Source organism: Arthrobacter sp. SRS-W-1-2016, assembly GCF_002009585.1.
Lineage (GTDB): Bacteria > Actinomycetota > Actinomycetes > Actinomycetales > Micrococcaceae > Arthrobacter > Arthrobacter bambusae_A.
Genome location: NZ_MTPV01000054.1, coordinates 20336 through 38255, shown reverse-complemented (window position 1 = coordinate 38255; position 17920 = coordinate 20336). Strand labels below are relative to the sequence as shown.

Sequence of the window (17920 nt, the reverse complement as noted above, 5' to 3'; positions counted from 1 at the left end):
TGGAAAACCCGGGAACTCGCGGAGATCACGGAAACCACATAAAAGGGGAAAGCCCGCTGCAGGCTTCCGCGGCATCGGGGACCTCAAGATCGCGCTCCTGTTCATCGCCCCGGCGATGGTCGGCTTCCTGCTCTTCTACCTGGTGCCGACCATCCGCGGCATCTACCTGAGCTTCACCGAGTACAGCATCCTCGGCGACCCCGAATGGATCGGCGTCAAGAACTACCAACAGATCGCGAAGGACCCTCTTTTCTGGAATGCCCTCGGGGTCACGTCGGAATATGTCGTCATCAATATCGTGCTCCAGACGCTCCTGGCCCTCGGCCTCGCAATCCTCATGCACCGGGTCGCCAAGTCAACCCTCATCCGCGGGGCGCTCCTGCTCCCGTACCTCATGGCGAACGTCATCGCCGCGCTTCTGTGGTTCTGGATGCTCGACTACCAGATCGGCATCGTGAACCAGTTCATCGAGTGGTTCGGACTGCCCCGCGTTGCCTTCTTCGGCAGTGAGGAATGGGCCATCCCCACGCAGGCGCTCATCAACACCTGGCGCCATATGGGTTACACCGCGCTGCTGATCTTCGCCGGACTGCAAGCCATCCCCCACACGGTGTACGAAGCCGCCAGCATCGACGGGTCCAAGGCGTTCAGCACCTTCTGGCGGATCACCCTCCCGCTGCTGCGCCCCGTTCTCGTCCTGGTGCTCGTGGTGACCGTCATCGGTTCCTTCCAGGTCTTTGACACCGTTGCCGTCACCACCCAGGGCGGCCCCGTCAACGCAACCCGCGTGCTGCAGTACTACATCTACCAGCGCGCCTTCAACGAGCAAGACTTCGGATATGGCTCGGCCCTCGCCGTGATCCTCTTCCTCATCCTGGCAATCGTGGCCTTCATCCAGATGAAGCTCCTCCGCGGCAACCAGTCGGACCTGGACTAAGGACACAACATGACCACCCTCTCCTCCCCCAAGGCAGCCACCCGCCGTCGTCCGTTCAACTGGCGCCGCACAAGCGCCTGGGTGCTGCTTGCCATCGCCATTGCCGTGAGCGTGCTGCCCTTTTACTGGGTTCTCCGCACGGCCTTCTCCACCAACGGCTCGCTTGCGTCCAACTCGGCAAGCCTCCTCCCCGCCGATTTCAGCCTTGGTGCCTTCAAGCGCGTCTTCGGCCTCCAGACCGCTTCCGAAGCCATCGCCGAGGGCGGCTCCGGGGCCTCCATCAACTTTTGGCAATATCTGTTGAACTCATTGCTGTTCTCAAGCATCACCACCGCGGGCGCCGTATTCTTCAGCTCAATGGCCGCCTATGCCTTCGCACGGTTGCGTTGGAAGGGCCGCGACGGCGTCTTCACCCTTTTCCTCGGCACCATGCTGGTCCCGCCGATCTTCACGGCACTGCCGAACTTCCTCCTCGTGAAAAACCTCGGCCTCCTCAACTCAATGCTCGGATTGGTCCTGCCTTATCTGTTCATGACCCCGTTCGCGATTTTCTTCATGCGGCAGTTCTTCCTCAACATGTCCCGGGAGGTGGAGGAAGCCGCGATGCTCGACGGCGCGAAGCACTGGCGGATCTTCTTCCAAATCGTCATGCCCAACGCCGCCGCACCCATCGCGACACTCGCCCTGCTCACGTTCATGGGCCAGTGGAACGAATATTTCTGGCCCCTCCTGGTCGGGACCTCCGAGGAATCGCGAGTGCTCACGGTGGGACTGGGCGTCTTCAAATCACAGTCCCCGCAAGGCGCCCCGGACTGGTCCGGCCTCATGGCCGCGACCCTCGTCTCCGCCCTTCCAGTGCTCATCCTGTTCTCGATCTTCGGCAAGAAGATCGTCAACTCGATCGGCTTCAGCGGCACCAAGTAATCCTTCCCGCCATCACCTCTCCACCAGGGGCCGGCCCATGCCGTGCGCCCGCCCTTCCCCACCCGAAAGGACCCATCATGAAAAAGAAAGTACTCGGCGCCGTCGCCGCTGCCGCTGTGGCCACCCTCGCCCTCTCCGCTTGCGGAAGCGGAGGAGCCAGCAGCGCCGACTCCGCCAAGGGAGAGATCAGCTACTGGCTCTGGGACTCCAACCAGCTTCCCGCCTACCAGCAGTGCGCAGACGACTTCCACAAGACCAACCCGGATATCACCGTCAAGATCACCCAGACGGGCTGGGATGACTACTGGGGCAAGATCACCAACGGAATGGCCTCCGGCACCGCCCCCGACGTTTTCACCGACCACCTTTCCAAGTACCCGGACTTCATCAAGACCAAACAGCTCGTCGCGCTCGATGACGCAGTGTCCAACGACAAGGTGGACCTCACCCAGTACAACGCAGGCCTTGCGGACCTCTGGGTGGGCCAAGATGGCAAGCGTTACGGCCTTCCGAAGGACTGGGACACCGTTGGCCTCTTCTACAACAAGAAGATGGCCGCCGACGCCGGTCTCTCGCCTGAGCAGATGGCCGCCTTGACCTGGAACCCGCAGGACGGCGGAAGCTATGAGAAGGCCATCGCCCACCTCACCGTCGACAAGAACGGCAAGCGCGGCGACGAACCGGGCTTCGACAAGAACAACGTCGCGGTGTATGGACTTGGCCTGCCGGGCTCCGACGCCGAAAACGCCGGACAGACTCAATGGAGCTTCCTCTCAGCCACCACGGGCTGGAGCGCCACGGACAAGACCCCTTGGGGCTCGCACTTCAACTACGACGACAAGCGCGTCCAGGACACCATCGCTTGGTGGGCTTCCCTTGCCCAGAAGGGCTACATGCCCAAGCTCGAAACCACGGTCGGCGCCAACGCACCCGACGCCTTCGGCGCCGGCAAGGCCGCCATCAACGCCAACGGCGACTGGATGATCGGCCAGTACAAGGGGTACAAGGGCATCGACCTCGGCATCGCCCCCACCCCCACGGGAGTTGACGGCAAGAGCGCCTCCATGTTCAACGGCCTGGCCGACTCCATCTGGGCCGGGACCAAGAAGAAGGACGCCTCCATCAAGTGGGTCGAGTACCTCGGCTCCTCTGCCTGCCAGGACGTCGTAGCCGCCAAGGCCGTTGTCTTCCCCGCGATCAAGTCCTCCACCGACAAGGCCGCCGCAGCCTTCAAGGCAAAGGGTATCGACGTCACCGCCTTCACGCAGCACGTGAAGGACAAGTCCACCTTCCTGCTTCCCATCACGGACAACGCCGCCAAGGTGGCGGGCATCATGAAGCCCGCCATGGACGCCGTCATCGCAGGCAAGGCACCGGCAAGCTCCCTCTCAGCTGCGAACGACCAAGTCAACGCCCTCTTCTCGAAATAGTCCCCGGGCGGGAGCCCATCAGCGGCCGGGCTCCCGCTATCCTGATCTGCAACGCCGCAGCCCCGCAAGCAGTCCGGGCGCCGCCGCTTTCACTCCTTTGACGGCGGCGTCCGGGCTCTCCATCCCCTCCATCGCGACACACGACTCCCTGAAAGCGAACAGCCCATGGACCCGCTCCACCTCCGTTCCGCCGGCACAAGCCTGGTGCTCAGTTTCGATAACGGAGAGGCTGAAGTCATCCACTGGGGTGCCGATCTCGGCAGCACGCTCCCCGACCTCGCCATCCTGGGCGGACCCATCCCCCACTCCGCCATCGACGTGACTGTCCCGGCCGCGCTCCTCCCCCAAGCTTCCTCAGCATGGCAAGGCCGCCCGGGCCTGCGTGGCCAGCGAATCGCCGACGGCGTCCCCGGACTGGACTTTTCGCTCCGGTTTCGCGTGGTGGACGTACAGGCTGACAGCAGCTCCGCCGTCGCCACTGCCGCGGCCGCCTCTGCAGTGATTGTCCAGCAGGATCCCGACGCCGGAATCACCGTGACGTCCGGCCTCACCCTTCACCCGGGAGGCCTTCTCGAACTGCGCCACACCGCCGTCAACGACGGCACGTCCCCTTTCCAGCTCGACGAACTGGCCACCGTCCTCCCGGTGGGGCCGGACGCCGTCGAACTCCTGGACCTCACCGGCCGCTGGTGCCGCGAGCGGCACCCGCAGCGCCGACCCGTCCAACAAGGGACGTGGGTGCGCACGGGACGCCACGGCCGCACGGGGCACGATTCCTCGCTGCTCTTCGCGGCGGGTACTGCCGGATTCGGGAACCGCCACGGGAAGGTCTGGGCCACGCACTTGGCATGGAGCGGCAACCACGAACAATTCGCCGACACCGTGGCCGATGGCCGCACCGTGATCGGCGGTTCCGAGCTCCTGGGCCCGGCCGAAATAGTGCTCCAGCCCGGCGAAAGCTACACCACGCCCGCACTATTTGCCGCCTACTCGGACCGCGGACTGGACGGCATCAGCGAAGCTTTCTACGGCTGGTTCCGGTCCCGCCCGCATCATGTCCTTCCCGCGGCTTCCACGGGGCTCCCCGCCGGCAAGCCCCGCCCCGTGGTCCTCAACACCTGGGAGGCCGTGTACTTCGACCACCGGCTGGACACCCTGCTGGAGCTCGCCGAGTCCGCGGCGGAACTGGGCGTTGAGCGCTTCGTGCTCGACGACGGCTGGTTCCGCGGCCGCCGCGACGACCATGCGGGCCTGGGCGACTGGTACGTTGACCGAACCCTTTGGCCAGATGGGCTGACGCCGCTCATCGAGGCCGTGAATTCGCACGGCATGGAGTTCGGACTCTGGGTGGAACCGGAAATGATCAACCTGGATTCCGATGTTGCACGATCGCACCCCGACTGGATCGTGGGCCCCTCGGCCCTCTCCCACAAGGACGGCGGCCGCCTTCCCCTGGAATGGCGGCACCAGCACATTATCGACCTCGTCAACCCCGCAGCCTGGCGATACGTCTTCGACCGGATCGACGCGCTCCTTCGGGAAAACAACATCAAGTACCTCAAATGGGACCAGAACCGGGACCTCAGCGAGCACGGCCATGCAGGGCGGGCCTCCGTACATGGGCAAACCCTGGCCGCCTACCGGCTCTTCGACGAGCTCCGCAAAGCCCACCCCGGCGTCGAAATCGAAAGCTGCTCTTCCGGCGGTGCCCGGGTGGACCTCGGCATCCTTGAGCGGACCGACCGGATCTGGGGATCGGACTGCAACGACGCCCTCGAGAGGCAGACCATCCAGCGCTGGACCGGCGTCGTGGTTCCGCCGGAACTGGTGGGCGGGCACATCGGACCCACCACCTCGCACACCACGGCCCGGACGCACGATCTCTCCTTCCGCGCCATCACTGCGATGTTCGGGCATTTCGGCATGGAATGGGATGTCCGGCAGGTCCAGCGAGCCGAACGCGAGGAACTCAAGCGCTTCATCGGCCTGTACAAGGAGCACCGCGGGCTCATCCACAGCGGGCGGATGGTGCGTGCGGACGTCCCGGACGACTCGCTGATGGTGCACGGTGTGGTCTCCGACGACGGCGGCTCCGCGCTGTTCGCCGTCGTCAGCACCCGGACGTCGTTTGCCGAACAACCCGGGCGCGTGGCCATTCCGGGCCTCGATCCCGAGCGTTCCTACATGGTTCAGGCCATTTTCCCGGCCCCCGGCGACGCCGACTATGCCCGCACGTTCACCCAGGTGCAGCCGCCGGCATGGCTGCCGTCCGGGGCTGAGGCAAGTGGCCGCTTCCTTGCTGAGGTGGGGCTTCCCATGCCGGTCCTGAATCCGGAACACGCGCTGCTGCTCCGGATCACGGCTGTGTAGTTGCTGTTTGGTGTTTCTTACGCTGCTTATGGGAGGGACGCAGCCGGGCGGCGTAAGCCCGGCCGCGTAAGCCCGGCGGCGTAAGAAACTCCAAGCAGGCTCGGCGCACCTATAGATTGGGAGTTATGACTGAAGCTCCCACCGCCACCGCAGCCGGTCGCGGCACCATCCTCGTCCTGAACGGCCCCAACCTGAACCTGCTGGGCACGCGCGAGCCGGAAAAGTACGGCACCTCCACGTTGGTCGACGTCGAACAGCTCGCCATGGCAGCCGCGGAGGCCAACGGCTTCACCGTGGACTGCGTCCAGTCAAACCATGAGGGCGACCTCTTGGACGCCATCCACGGCGCACGCGGAACCGCCGTCGGGATCGTCATCAACGCGGGAGCATACACGCACACTTCCGTGGCACTGCGGGACGCGCTTGCGGCAGTGCAGCTTCCCGCCGTCGAGGTCCACATCACCAACGTGCACCAGCGCGAGGAATTCCGGCACCACTCCTACCTGTCCCCGGTGTGCTCCGCGGTGATCGTCGGCGCAGGAGTTCAGGGCTACAAGCTGGCCATCGACTACCTCGCCACCGCGGTCTAGTCCCTCGAACGGAGCGGGGTTGCTTGGGGGCACACCCTGTGTCCGCACTTCCCCTCCGGACATGCCCACTCTTCAAGCCCAAGGCTGGACATGTCCGCCTCATCCCTGGGGACATGCTCACTCTTCGCAGCCAGCACTGGACATAAACGCAATATGTCCAATGCTCAAATCAAACGCAGAGCATGTCCCTTGGTGGGCAGGGCTACTTCTTCGATCCCTGGCAACGGCGCATGCTCATTCTTCAAGCCCAAGGCTGGACATGTCCGCCTCATCCCTGGGGACATGCTCATTCTTCGCGGCCAGCACTGGACATAAACGCAATATGTCCAATGCTCAAATCAAACGCAGAGCATGTCCCTTGGTGGGCAGGGCTACTTCTTCGATCCCTGGCAACGGCGCATGCTCATTCTTCAAGCCCAAGGCTGGACATGTCCGCCTCATCCCTGGGGACATGCTCATTCTTCGCGGCCAGCACTGGACATAAACGCAATATGTCCAATGCTCAAATCAAACGCAGAGCATGTCCCTTGGTGGGCAGGGCTACTTCTTGGTGCACTGGCCCGACGACACTGCCGTGCTCAGGGATGATGCTTGCTGGACCACCGGCGAGAGCTCGTCCATGGTGAGGGCGTAGCCCACGGCCACATCCGAAGTGGTCTTGGCGAAGACCACGCCGGCAACCTGCCCCTGGGTCGTCAGCAGCGGACCGCCCGAGTTGCCCGGCTGCACGTCTCCCGCAATCTTGTAGACCTGTTCCGGGGACGGGTTGTTGCCATAGATGTCCGGGACCAGCAGGGTCGAGATTCCCTCCACCGCAGCCGGTTTGGACTGGAACGGACCACCGTGGGGGTACCCGGCGAAGGCCGCGGGCGAACCGGCCGGAAGGTCGGCGCTCAACTGGAGGGGCGCCGTCGGGAGCCCGTCGACGGCGACTACGGCCAGGTCGCGCTGGCTGTCGAAGTAGACCACACGGCCTGGCAACGCACCGCCGTCGGGGATTTCCACCACGGGCTGCGACACACCAGCCACGACGTGCGCGTTGGTCACCACACGGCCAGGGGAGACGACGAAGCCGGAGCCCGTCTGGTTTTGACCGCATTGGTAGGCCGTACCGGCAATCTTCAGCACGGAATGGGCCGCATTGTTGAGTGCGGGAGTGTCCGTGCTGGTGTTCGGAATCGGCACAGGCGCCACGGGGCCGATGCCCTCGATGAGCTGCGGAATCCCGTTGCCCATGACCGTGGAACGCAGTTGCGCGACGCTTGCCTTGACAGGCGTTGGCGTCATGGTGTCGATGAAGCGGATCACCTTGGAACCTGCCAGCTGCTGCGAAACGAAGGGCACACCCAGGGAACCGATGCTGAACGCCAACAGGGACATGACCAGTGCCGCGACAACCAGGCTGACAAATCCACCCAGCAGACGGTCGAGTGCGTGCAAGGGCTGGATGCGCACGGCCTTGCGGACCTTTTGACCGATCCAGGTGCCAAGCCCATGCCCCAGGACAATGAGCACCACAGCCGAACCGATAATGGCGGTCAGCCTCCAACCGCTGTCCTTTACCCAGTCGCCGACGAGCGGAACCGCGATAAAGGCAGCCATTGCGCCCACGGCGAAGCCTGCGATTCCACCGAGCGTCACGAAGAAGCCGTTGCGCAGTCCGTAGATCAGGTAGGAAAGAAGCGTCAAAATCAACGCCAGGTCCAAGATGGTCAAGCCGAACACCAATGCTCCTCACAGCCGAGTAAGCCCCAATTGTAGTTGCACAGACTGACAGCTTCCCTTCGGAAGCAGGCGGTCGTCCAGGTCTCGAAGCCCGCGCCCAGCGGAACATTCCCATCGGGTTGAGGCCCGATTTTGGGCCTGTTCCGCGTGATTTCGGGCGTTTCGGCTGCCAAGTACGTCACAGACGCGACAAAATTCTGAAACAATGGCTGAAGCGCCCCAGCCGAACTTTTACTCAGGAGATTTCATGGATATCGAGGTATTGCGCCGCGCACCCCTCTTCGCCACCCTTGACGACGACGCTTTCCGTCTGCTGACGGACGAACTCACAGAGGTGGACCTTTCACGCGGAGCGTCTGTTTTCCGCGAGGGAGATCAGGGTGACCAGCTGTACTTCATCGTGTCCGGCAAGGTTAAGCTCGGCCGCACCTCTCCGGATGGCCGCGAATCCCTGCTGGCCATCCTGGGCCCGGGCGAGCTCTTCGGCGAAATGGCCCTGTTCGACCCGAGCCCGCGCACCGCGACGGCTACGGCCGTTTCCGAGACGCGACTGGCTGGCCTGAAGAACGAAAGCCTCAACGCCCTGCTGCGCACTCGTCCCGAGGTTTCAGCGCAGTTGCTGCAGGCACTCGCCCGACGCTTGCGCCGCACCAACGACTCCCTGTCCGACCTCGTTTTCTCGGACGTCCCGGGCCGCGTCGCCAAGGCCCTGCTGGATCTCGCCGACCGCTTCGGCCGGCCCGCGACCGACGGCGTCCTGGTGGCCCACGAACTTACGCAGGAAGAACTGGCCCAGTTGGTCGGAGCTTCCCGCGAGACGGTCAACAAGGCCCTCGCCGAGTTCGTCCAGCGCGGTTGGCTCCGCCTGGAAGCCCGCGCGGTAGTCATCCTGGACATGCAGCGCCTCCGCCAGCGCTCCCGGTAATTTCTAGCGACACAGAAAATGCCTGGCGACTCCGGAATTCCGGAGTCGCCAGGCATTTTTCGTATCGCCAGCGTCGCAGGTCGTCGTCGTCAGCGCTCCCGCTGCGGCTCCCCTGAAACCGTGCGGGCGGCTTCGACTTCGAGCATGAGCGCACCATCCTCTTCAATGAGGTGCGGCTGGTACATATGCGGCTTGCGTTTGTAGCTGAGGTACGCGATGCAGCCTTGGGCGGCAGCCATCTTTTCGAGAATGATCTCCGAGCCGGGCACCAGCAATTGGCCCAATGACAAACCGACCGTGTTTTCCTGGCCGACTTCGTTCCCAAGCTCAGTGGTCTCGCGATCGGCCATGAGTTTGGAAACGCATACCCAGCGCCCCCAGACACCCTTGCTCGCCAGCAGCGAAGGCTGTTGGTTCACGGGAAGAGTCGCCGCGAAGTAGCGGGTGTTGAACCGCCGATGCGCAAAGTCCGGGCTGAGCCAGTTGACGAGCGGCTTGAGCAGGTCCGTCCGGAGCGACAAGCCACGCTTGGCCAGGACATCCGTGAACGACTTGTCCTGGGCAGCTACGGCCTCACGCGCCTTCATCCACTCGGGAGTCGAGGTTGCCTCGACCGTGGAGGACAAGTCGGGACCGGCCAGCAGCACGCCGGTTTCCTCGAACAGCTCGCGGATGGCGCCCACCACGTGTCGGCGGGCAAGTCCGACGTCGGCGGTCCCCAGCGCGTCAGCCCAATGCTGAGGCGAGGGGCCGAGCCAGCCGAGGGCGTCGTCGTCGCTGGGTTCCAGCGATCCGCCGGGAAACGCGACAACACCCAACGGCGAGGAACCGGGACGGTAACCCATCCACGTTTCCAGGCCGGTAGGCGAATCACGCAGCAGGACAACAGATGATGCAAAGCGCGCGGCGCGGGGGGCCCGTTCGCCGAGCTCAAGCCAGTTCCGTGCTGCCCCTTCTAGTTCAGGGGGTAACGCAAACAGGCGTCGGGCAAGTTGTGGCAATTGAGTGAACCGGTTCCTTAGCTGAATTCAGCGATCAACTCGACCTCGACGGGAGAGTCGAGCGGAAGGACTGCAACGCCGACGGCGGAACGCGCGTGCTGCCCTTTGTCGCCGAAGACACGCCCGAGGAGCTCGGATGCACCATTGATAACACCGGGCTGGCCGGTGAAGGAGGCATCGGAGGCCACGAAGCCGACGACCTTCACGATGCGCGTGATGCGGTCGAGGTCTCCGATGACGCTCTTGACGGCAGCCAAGGCATTGACCGCGCAAACGGCTGCATACATCTGCGCGTCTTCCGGAGACACCGTGGGCTCTTCCGAAAGGCCTTCCTCGCCGCTGGAGACTTTGCCCGTAGCTTCGAGTTTGCCGTTAATAAAGGGCAGTTGTCCGGAAGTGTAGACGTGGTTGCCGGAGACGATGGCCGGAACGTAGGCGGCCACTGGAGCGGCTACAGCCGGCAGGGTCAGTCCAAGTTCGGCAAGGCGCTGCTCGACGGCGGATGCCGGAGTTGCGGAATCCGCGCCAACGGTGGCTTCTGCGGGGGTTGTCATTGTTACTGCTTCTCCCTCTTCAAGTATGCAACAAGTCCGTTTCCATCGGGTCCGGGGACAACCTGGACGAGCTCCCAGCCGTCCTCTCCCCATTGGTCCAGAATCTGCTTTGTGGCGTGAATGATGAGCGGAATCGTCGCGTACTCCCATTTGGTCATGAAAGAAAGACTAGCCCTTGCCGGTAAAGTGGTGAACATGGTGACTCGTAGGAACCCTCTATTCGACACTGCCACCACTCTTGGAAAGATCCTCGGATTCCTCGGTGTGAGCGCTATTTGTGGTGTCCTGGTGGCGGGCTTGCTCGTCCCCGCGGCCGCCGTTTCAGGCAGTGCGGCGAGTGGGTCCATTCAGTTCTTCGACACGTTGCCGGCGGAGCTTCAGGTGACCCCGCCCAGCCAGGCGACCACCATCCTGGCCGCGGACGGCAGCCAGATCGCCTCCATCTACTCCGAGAACCGCACGCGGGTCTCGCTCGACCAGATGAGCCCTTTCATCAAGGACGCGATCGTCTCGGTCGAGGACAGCCGCTTCTATGAGCACGGTGGCGTCGACGCCACCGGCATCATGCGCGCCATCGTCAGCACGGCGCGCGGCCAGAAGCAGGGTGCCTCCACCATCACCCAGCAGTACGTGAACAACGTCATCAACGAGTCCCTCGTGTCCCAGGGCCAGTCGGCCGATGTGAAGCTCAATGGCGTCAACAAAGGCGTTGGCGACAAACTCCGCGAAATGAAGCTGGCTATCGCCTTGGAGAAGAAGTTCTCCAAGCAGCAGATCCTTGAGGGCTACCTCAACATCGTCTTCTTCAATAAGGACGCCTACGGCATCGAGGCCGCCTCGAGGCTCTTCTTCAGCACCAGCGCCAAGGACCTCACCTTGCCGCAGGCCGCCTTGCTGGCCGGCGTGGTCAACAGCCCGTCCTACTACGACCCGGTGACCAACCCGGACCACGCGAAGCAACGTCGCGACTTGGTCCTTGGCCTCATGCTGGATCAGGGAAAGATCAAGAAGGCTGACTACGACGCCGCCATCGCGACGCCGGTGACCACCAAGGTCACTCAGCCTCGCCAAGGCTGCCCTTACTCCGCCACAGCGGCGTATTTCTGCGACTACGTGCTTCACTTGCTCTACAACAACCCTGCGTACGGCGCCACGCAGGACGATCGCATCAACCGAGTCTCACGTGGCGGCCTGACCATCCAGACCACACTGGATCCCAAGGCTCAGGCCGTGGCCCAAACCCAGGTTGACGCTTCCGCCGGTGCCAACCCGGACAAATGGGGTGCCTCCCTGGTCTCGGTCCAGCCGGGCACTGGCAAGATCGTTTCGATGGCCCAAAATACTGTCTGGTTGCCGGCTGACGGGAAGTTCCAGGCTGAGCAGAACTTTAACGTTGACAAGCTCGATGCCAACGGCAACGACCTCAATGGCTTGGGTGGTTTCCAGCCCGGTTCCACCATGAAGCCCTTCACGTTTGCCGAATGGTTGAACGAGGGCAAGTCCATGAACACGGTTCTCGACGGCACGGTTCGGCGCTACGCGCCGGGATTCCCATGGAAGAACACCTGTCCGACCCCGGAGGACGGCTTCTACGACAGCACCGTGCCGGGCAGCTTCGACCTTCAGAACGCCGAGGGCGGGTATTACAAGCCCATGACGGTAGTCGATGGTTTGGCCAACTCCATCAACACGATGACCTTTGCCACGGCCGCACGGGTTGACCTGTGCGGCATCCAGAAGATCGTCGACGCTGTTGGCATCCACGGCGGCCTCCCCAACGCAAATAATGGCGACCCGAATCCCAAGATTCCCATGACTCGTTTGTCCAACCTGATCGGCGCCACCCAGACTGCGCCGCTCACCATGGCCAGTGCTTTCGCCACTTTTGCGAACAACGGCACGTACTGCGAGCCGATCGCCATCACTTCGGTAACCGACCAGACTGGCGCCAAACTGCCGGCCCAATCCACGAGTTGCAGAAGTGCGGTCAGCCCTGAGGTCGCTCACGGCGTTGCGTACGCCATGCAAGAGGTTCTGAACAAGGGTTCTGGCTCGCTGATCCAGCCTCGAATCTCTACCAAGACCAACTTCCCGATCGCGGCCAAGACCGGAACCAACGACTCCAATAGTTCCACCTGGGTTGCCGGTTACACGTCCGGTCTTGCGACAGCCACCTGGTTTGGCGATCCGCTTGGCGACCAGCGACGACCCGGTCAAAATGTGACAATCAATGGCAAGTTCTACCAAGGCATTGATGGTTACATGATCGCTGGCCCGCAGTTCGCCAACTACATGCTCCAGGTTGCGCCCGCCTATGGCACCAATCCGTTCCCGGCTCCGCCGTCGAACTTGACGGATCCACCCGGGTACCGGACGTCGACGCCGAGCAACACCACTCCGAACAACATCCTTCCGGGCAACACGACTCCGAGCACCCAGCCGAGCAGCAACGGAAACGGCAATGGAAAAAAGAATGGCTAACGGCTCCAAGCCCGTCATTGCATCGCTGGCAAGCCGCGTCCGAAGCATCGGACGCGGCTTTGCCGTCGCCGCAGGGGCGGGTGCAACCGCGGGCGTAGCTGGCTTTGCCTATGGCCTCTGGGAGAAGAACCAGTTCGTCCTCCGGGAGGAAACCCTTCCCATCCTGCCGGCAGGCTCGGCTCCCCTCCGGGTGCTGCACATAAGCGACATCCATTTCGTACCAAGCCAACGCAAAAAGGCCGAATGGTTGCGTTCGCTCGCGGCGCTTGAACCTGACCTCGTGGTGAACACGGGTGACAATCTCAGCCACCCGCACGCCGTCGTGCCGCTGCTGGATGCGTTGCGGCCACTGTTGAAGTTCCCGGGTGTCTTTGTCCCCGGCTCCAACGACTACTACGCCCCTCGGTTCAAGAACCCGACCGCGTACTTCCTCGGACCCTCGCGCGTCAAGAACAACCCGGTGGAGCTTGACTGGCCGCGGCTTCGTTCGGGATTCGGGATGTCCGGCTGGATCGACCTCACCAACAGGCACCAGTCCCTGCCCATCAACGGGATCCGCTTCGATTTCTCCGGAGTCGACGACCCCCATCTGAACCGGGAGCGCTACGCCGGCTGGCCACGGGGCACTGCCGGACAGGACTCCCGCCCGCACCTGCGCGTTGCCGTGATCCACGCGCCCTACCAACGGGTCCTGGACCACTTCACGAACGACTCAGCAGACCTCATCCTCGCCGGACACACCCACGGCGGCCAGATCTGCATCCCCGGTTACGGCGCCTTGGTTGCCAATTGCGATCTCCCCACCTGGCGCGCCAAGGGCCTGCACGACTGGGAAAACAACGGACGCACGACGCCGGTCAACGTCTCAGGCGGCATCGGCACCTCACGCTTCGCCCCGGTCCGCATAGCGTGCAAGCCTGAGGCGGTACTGCTGACACTCACGGCCCGCCGCTAGCCATCGCCCACCACCGAGCATGCGCCCCGGTCCGTGCCAAGGATGGACATGTCCGCCCTGCACCAATGAGCATGCGCAACGCTTCGCGCCAAGGGTGGACATAACAGCATTATGTCCACCCTTTGCTTTCAAAGCTGGACATGTCCGGGGGCGGGCAAGCATTCGAAAGCCGGGCATGTCCGGCGCGGAGCCGCTCCCAATGCCTCCTATCACGGAACGCAATGGTGCTGTGAATCCCGTTACGCGATGACATAGGGTAGTTGCTACAGGAAACTACCTCCGTGCGTCGCGCCGGGAAGGCGCGGAACGCCGGGACAAAGCTGTTGAGAAGCGGGCATGGCCAAACAGACTTCATTCTTCACCTCGATCAAACGTCTCTACCCCCACGTCAGACCGATCCTCCCCAGGCTTTTCATGGGGTTGGTCAGCGCGTTGCTGGCCAGCATCATGGCGCTTGCCATCCCGCAGGTGCTGCGGGTACTGATCAACGGCTCCCTCCACCCCGGCGGCCCCACCAACGCCGTCTGGACCGCCGCGGCCGTGGTTCTGGCACTCGGCATCGCAGAAGCCGGGCTTGTGGCGTTGCGGCGGCAGTTCGTCATCAATCCCGCAACCACCGTGGAATCGAGGATGCGGGTGTCCCTCTACGGGCATCTGCAGGATCTCACCGTTTCCTTCCACGACCGTTGGGGTTCCGGGCAGCTCCTGTCCCGCGCCATGACGGACTTGAACTTCCTCCGGCGTTGGATGGCGTTCGGCGCAATCATGCTGGTGGTGACCACCTTGACGGTGGTGATCGGCGTCGGGGTGATGTTCGCGATGAGCTGGCAGCTGGCTTTGATCTTCCTCGCCGCCGCCGTGCCCATCATGATCTATTCCTTCCGCTTCCGCCGCCGGTTCAGCCAGGTCACCCGGCTGAGCCAGGACCAGGCCGGCGACCTCGCCACCACGGTTGAGGAGTCCGTTCACGGCATCCGCGTACTCAAGGCGTTCGGCCGCAGCCGCGAAGCGCTGGAGAACTTCAACGAGCAGGCCGAGGAGCTGAGGCAGACCGAGATAGCCAAAGCCAAGCACCAAGCCACCTTCACGCTGGTGGTGACGCTGCTGCCCGAGCTGGCGCTCGGCGTCGGGCTCGTGGCGGGCGTCCTGCTTGTCTCCACGGGCCAACTCAGCATCGGTTCCCTCGTAGCGTTCTTCGGCACCGCGGCGGTTGTGGCGGCACCGGTTGAATTCTCGGGGACCCTCCTGGCCATGGCCTTGACCGCAAAGACCGCCCTCGACCGCCACTTCGAGGTCATGGACACGCCCAATACGATCACCAGTCCGGCGAACCCCAGGACACCCAAGGAACTGCGCGGGGCATTGAGCTTCAAAGGCGCCGCGTTCGGTTTCGACGACGGCTCACGGCTCCTGCAAGACATCACCCTGGACATCAATCCCGGCGAAACCATGGCACTTGTGGGCATTACCGGCAGCGGAAAGAGCGCCCTGCTCCAGCTGGTCCCCCGGCTCTATGACGTGAACGAAGGATCCGTGACCATTGACGGCGTGGATGTCCGCGACTTCAGCGTCGAGCAGCTGAGGTCCATTGTGGCGGTCGCCTTCGAGGACACCACCCTGTTTTCCAGCTCGGTCCGGGACAACGTGTTGCTCGGCGCGCCCGACACGTCCGAGGAAGCCCTTGAGGAAGCGCTCGACGTCGCGCAGGCGCACTTCGCGTATTCGCTGCCCGAAGGCGTCGGGACCCTCATCGGCGAAGAAGGCCTGAGCCTTTCCGGCGGCCAGCGGCAGCGCATCGCGCTTGCCCGGGCCATCGCAGCCAAGCCCAAGATCCTCGTGCTGGATGATCCGCTCTCCGCCCTGGATGTGAACACCGAGGAACTCGTCACGGCCAGGCTCCGCGAAGTCCTCCGGGACACCACCACGCTGATCGTCGCGCACAGGCCGTCGACCGTTGCCTTGGCCGACCGGGTGGCGCTGCTCGAAAACGGAAAGATCACCGCCGTCGGGACCCATACGGAACTGTTGGCCAACAACGCACACTACCGCTATGTGATCGCGAGCCTCGACGCGGGTCCGAAGGACCTCGACCTCGAACTCGACGAGCTGGAACACGAGTTGGACTCGGAACAGCACATGGACCAAGCCGGGGAGGGCCGCCGATGAGCACGTTCGGAACCGCCAATGAAGACAACGCCCACCTGAGCCGCAGCGACAGCAAAGCAGTACGACGGCGGTCGGTAACCTTGCTGGGGTCACTCATCCGCCCGGTGCGGTTGCGGTTCTGGCTCACGCTCGGCATGGTGGTGCTCTCCCAGGCCACCCGGGTGGCCGGGCCGACGATCATCGCTTTCGGCATCGACCACGCACTGCCCTCGTTGCTCGCCGGAAACAACATGCCCGTGGTCCTGGCCGGCGTCCTCTATCTGACGGCGGCCGTCGCCACGGCGATTTTGACGGCCCTCTACGTGACCTCCACGGCGAAGCTGAGCCAATCCATGCTGCTTGATCTTCGGCTGCGGGTCTTCCGGCACACCCAACGGCTCAGCCTGGAGTTCCACGAGAAGTACACCTCGGGCCGGATCATCGCACGCCAGACCTCAGACCTTGAAGCGCTGCGTGAACTCCTCGATTCGGGCGTCAGCTCCCTGGCTTCCGGGATCCTGTTCATGCTCTTCACGGCATTTACGGTATTTGCGCTCGACTGGCGCAGCGGGCTGCTCATGCTCGCCACGGGCGTACCCGCATACTTCCTGGCCCGTTGGTACCAGAAGCACTCGCAGATCGCCTTCCGCGAATCGCGGGTGGTATCGGCGAGGCTGATTGTGCACTTCGTGGAGACCATGACCGGTATCCGGGCCATCAAGGCATTCCGCAAGGAACCCGAGAACGCCCAACGCTACGCCGAACTCTCCGAGGACTACCGAAAAGTCACGGTCCGCTCAATCAACCTCAATGGCATCTTCCAACCGGGCCTGGTCCTGATCGGCAACGTGTGCGTGGCAGTGGTCCTGTTGTTCGGCGGCTTCCGGGTGCTCTCCGGAGACCTGGCAGTGGGCGTGCTCCTGGCACTGATCCTTTCAACGAAGCGCTTCTTCCAGCCCGTGGACCAGATGGCCATGTTCTACAACTCCTTCCAGAGCGCCCAGGCTGCGCTGGAGAAGGTCTCGGGCCTGCTCGAAGAAGTCCCCACCGTCCGGCCGCCCAAGAACCCTGTGCCCTTGCCCCATGCCCGCGGCGAAATCGACTTCCGCGGCGTGGAGTTCGGCTACGGCAACGGCAAGGTGGTTGTTCCCAAACTTGACCTTCACATTCCCGCCGGACAGACCATAGCGCTCGTCGGACAGACCGGCGCCGGCAAATCGACCTTCGCCAAGCTCATCGCCCGCTTCTACGACGTCACCGAAGGATCCTTGACCCTCGACGGCGTCGACCTTAGGGAGCTCTCGACGGCGGACCTGCGCCGCGCCGTCGTGATGGTCACCCAGGAGGCCTTCCTCTTTAGCGGCTCGGTCGCGGACAACATCGCCTTGGGACGGCCTGAAGCCACCCGTGCGGAGATTGAAGAAGCTGCCCGGGCAGTGGGCGCACACGACTTCATCTCGGCGCTGCCGGACGGATACGACACCGACGTCAACAAGCGCGGTGGCCGGGTCTCAGCGGGGCAGCGGCAATTGATCGGCTTCGCCCGGGCGTTCATCGCGGCACCGGCAGTACTCATTCTCGACGAGGCGACATCATCGCTTGATATCCCTTCCGAACGGCTGGTGCAGGCCGGCCTGAGCAGCTTGTTGTCCGGCACGGACTCCGAACGGACCGCCATCATCATCGCCCACCGGCTGTCCACTGTGGAGACCGCGGACCGGGTGCTGGTGGTGCACGAGGGACTCATCGTGGAGGACGGCACACCGGCCGAGCTCATCGGCGGCGGCGGACGTTTCGCCCGCTTGCACGGCGCCTGGAAGGACTCGCTGGTCTGAGGCTGCCGTTCCCTCAGGGGCGCCTCTCGATTTCGCATCCGGGGAGGG

General features: G+C 63.6%; 14 protein-coding genes. 10 read left to right on the top strand and 4 right to left on the bottom strand.

Annotated elements, in window-relative coordinates:
• Positions 1-115 precede the first annotated feature (115 nt).
• The 5 genes from BMF89_RS13540 (at position 116) to aroQ (ending at position 6251) form a co-directional block, all read left to right on the top strand.
• On the top strand, positions 116-937 hold the full coding sequence (locus BMF89_RS13540; protein ID WP_253190820.1) for a sugar ABC transporter permease: 822 nt from the start codon (positions 116-118) through the stop codon (positions 935-937).
• Positions 938-946: 9 nt separating this feature from the next.
• Complete coding sequence (locus BMF89_RS13535) at positions 947-1861, top strand: carbohydrate ABC transporter permease (RefSeq protein WP_078107626.1); 915 nt, start codon at positions 947-949, stop codon at positions 1859-1861.
• Positions 1862-1938: 77 nt separating this feature from the next.
• Positions 1939-3291 (top strand): sugar ABC transporter substrate-binding protein, encoded by a 1353-nt coding sequence (locus BMF89_RS13530; protein WP_171983493.1) that lies wholly within the window; start codon positions 1939-1941, stop codon positions 3289-3291.
• 165 nt (positions 3292-3456) lie between these two features.
• Positions 3457-5661: an alpha-galactosidase gene (locus BMF89_RS13525; RefSeq protein ID WP_078107625.1), complete on the top strand. Its 2205-nt coding sequence runs from the start codon at positions 3457-3459 to the stop codon at positions 5659-5661.
• A gap of 125 nt (positions 5662-5786) precedes the next feature.
• On the top strand, positions 5787-6251 hold the full coding sequence (gene aroQ, locus BMF89_RS13520) for a type II 3-dehydroquinate dehydratase (protein WP_078107624.1): 465 nt from the start codon (positions 5787-5789) through the stop codon (positions 6249-6251).
• A 540-nt stretch (positions 6252-6791) separates the two neighbouring features.
• Here aroQ and BMF89_RS13515 read toward each other — a convergent pair.
• Complete coding sequence (locus BMF89_RS13515) at positions 6792-7976, bottom strand: MarP family serine protease (protein ID WP_078107623.1); 1185 nt, start codon at positions 7974-7976, stop codon at positions 6792-6794.
• Positions 7977-8223: 247 nt separating this feature from the next.
• On the opposite strand from BMF89_RS13515, the gene BMF89_RS13510 reads away from it, so the two are divergent.
• Positions 8224-8901, top strand: a complete 678-nt coding sequence (locus tag BMF89_RS13510) for a Crp/Fnr family transcriptional regulator (protein WP_011775987.1) — start codon at positions 8224-8226, stop codon at positions 8899-8901.
• A gap of 89 nt (positions 8902-8990) precedes the next feature.
• Here BMF89_RS13510 and BMF89_RS13505 read toward each other — a convergent pair whose 3' ends face one another.
• From BMF89_RS13505 to BMF89_RS13495, 3 genes are read right to left on the bottom strand one after another with little or no spacing between them, the layout of a single operon-like run.
• Positions 8991-9902, bottom strand: coding sequence for an NUDIX hydrolase (locus tag BMF89_RS13505; protein WP_078107622.1), 912 nt, complete (start codon positions 9900-9902; stop codon positions 8991-8993).
• Between the two features lie 17 nt (positions 9903-9919).
• Complete coding sequence (locus BMF89_RS13500; RefSeq protein WP_078107621.1) at positions 9920-10456, bottom strand: RidA family protein; 537 nt, start codon at positions 10454-10456, stop codon at positions 9920-9922.
• Between the two features lie 2 nt (positions 10457-10458).
• Positions 10459-10614 carry a DUF4177 domain-containing protein gene (locus BMF89_RS13495; RefSeq protein ID WP_009359196.1) on the bottom strand — a complete coding sequence of 52 codons (156 nt, stop codon included), beginning with the start codon at positions 10612-10614 and terminating at the stop codon, positions 10459-10461.
• On the opposite strand from BMF89_RS13495, the gene BMF89_RS13490 reads away from it, so the two are divergent.
• The 4 genes from BMF89_RS13490 (at position 10613) to BMF89_RS13475 (ending at position 17872) form a co-directional block, all read left to right on the top strand.
• A complete protein-coding gene (locus BMF89_RS13490) occupies positions 10613-12937 on the top strand; it encodes a transglycosylase domain-containing protein (protein ID WP_253190818.1) in 2325 nt (774 codons plus the stop codon). The genes BMF89_RS13495 and BMF89_RS13490 overlap by 2 nt on opposite strands.
• Complete coding sequence (locus BMF89_RS13485) at positions 12930-13892, top strand: metallophosphoesterase (protein WP_078107619.1); 963 nt, start codon at positions 12930-12932, stop codon at positions 13890-13892. The genes BMF89_RS13490 and BMF89_RS13485 overlap by 8 nt, the downstream gene beginning before the upstream one ends.
• A 336-nt stretch (positions 13893-14228) precedes the next feature.
• Positions 14229-16058, top strand: a complete 1830-nt coding sequence (locus BMF89_RS13480) for an ABC transporter ATP-binding protein (RefSeq protein ID WP_078107618.1) — start codon at positions 14229-14231, stop codon at positions 16056-16058.
• Positions 16055-17872 (top strand): ABC transporter ATP-binding protein, encoded by a 1818-nt coding sequence (locus tag BMF89_RS13475; RefSeq protein ID WP_078107617.1) that lies wholly within the window; start codon positions 16055-16057, stop codon positions 17870-17872. Before BMF89_RS13480 ends, BMF89_RS13475 begins: the two co-directional genes overlap by 4 nt.
• The last annotated feature ends 48 nt before the right edge of the window (positions 17873-17920 follow it).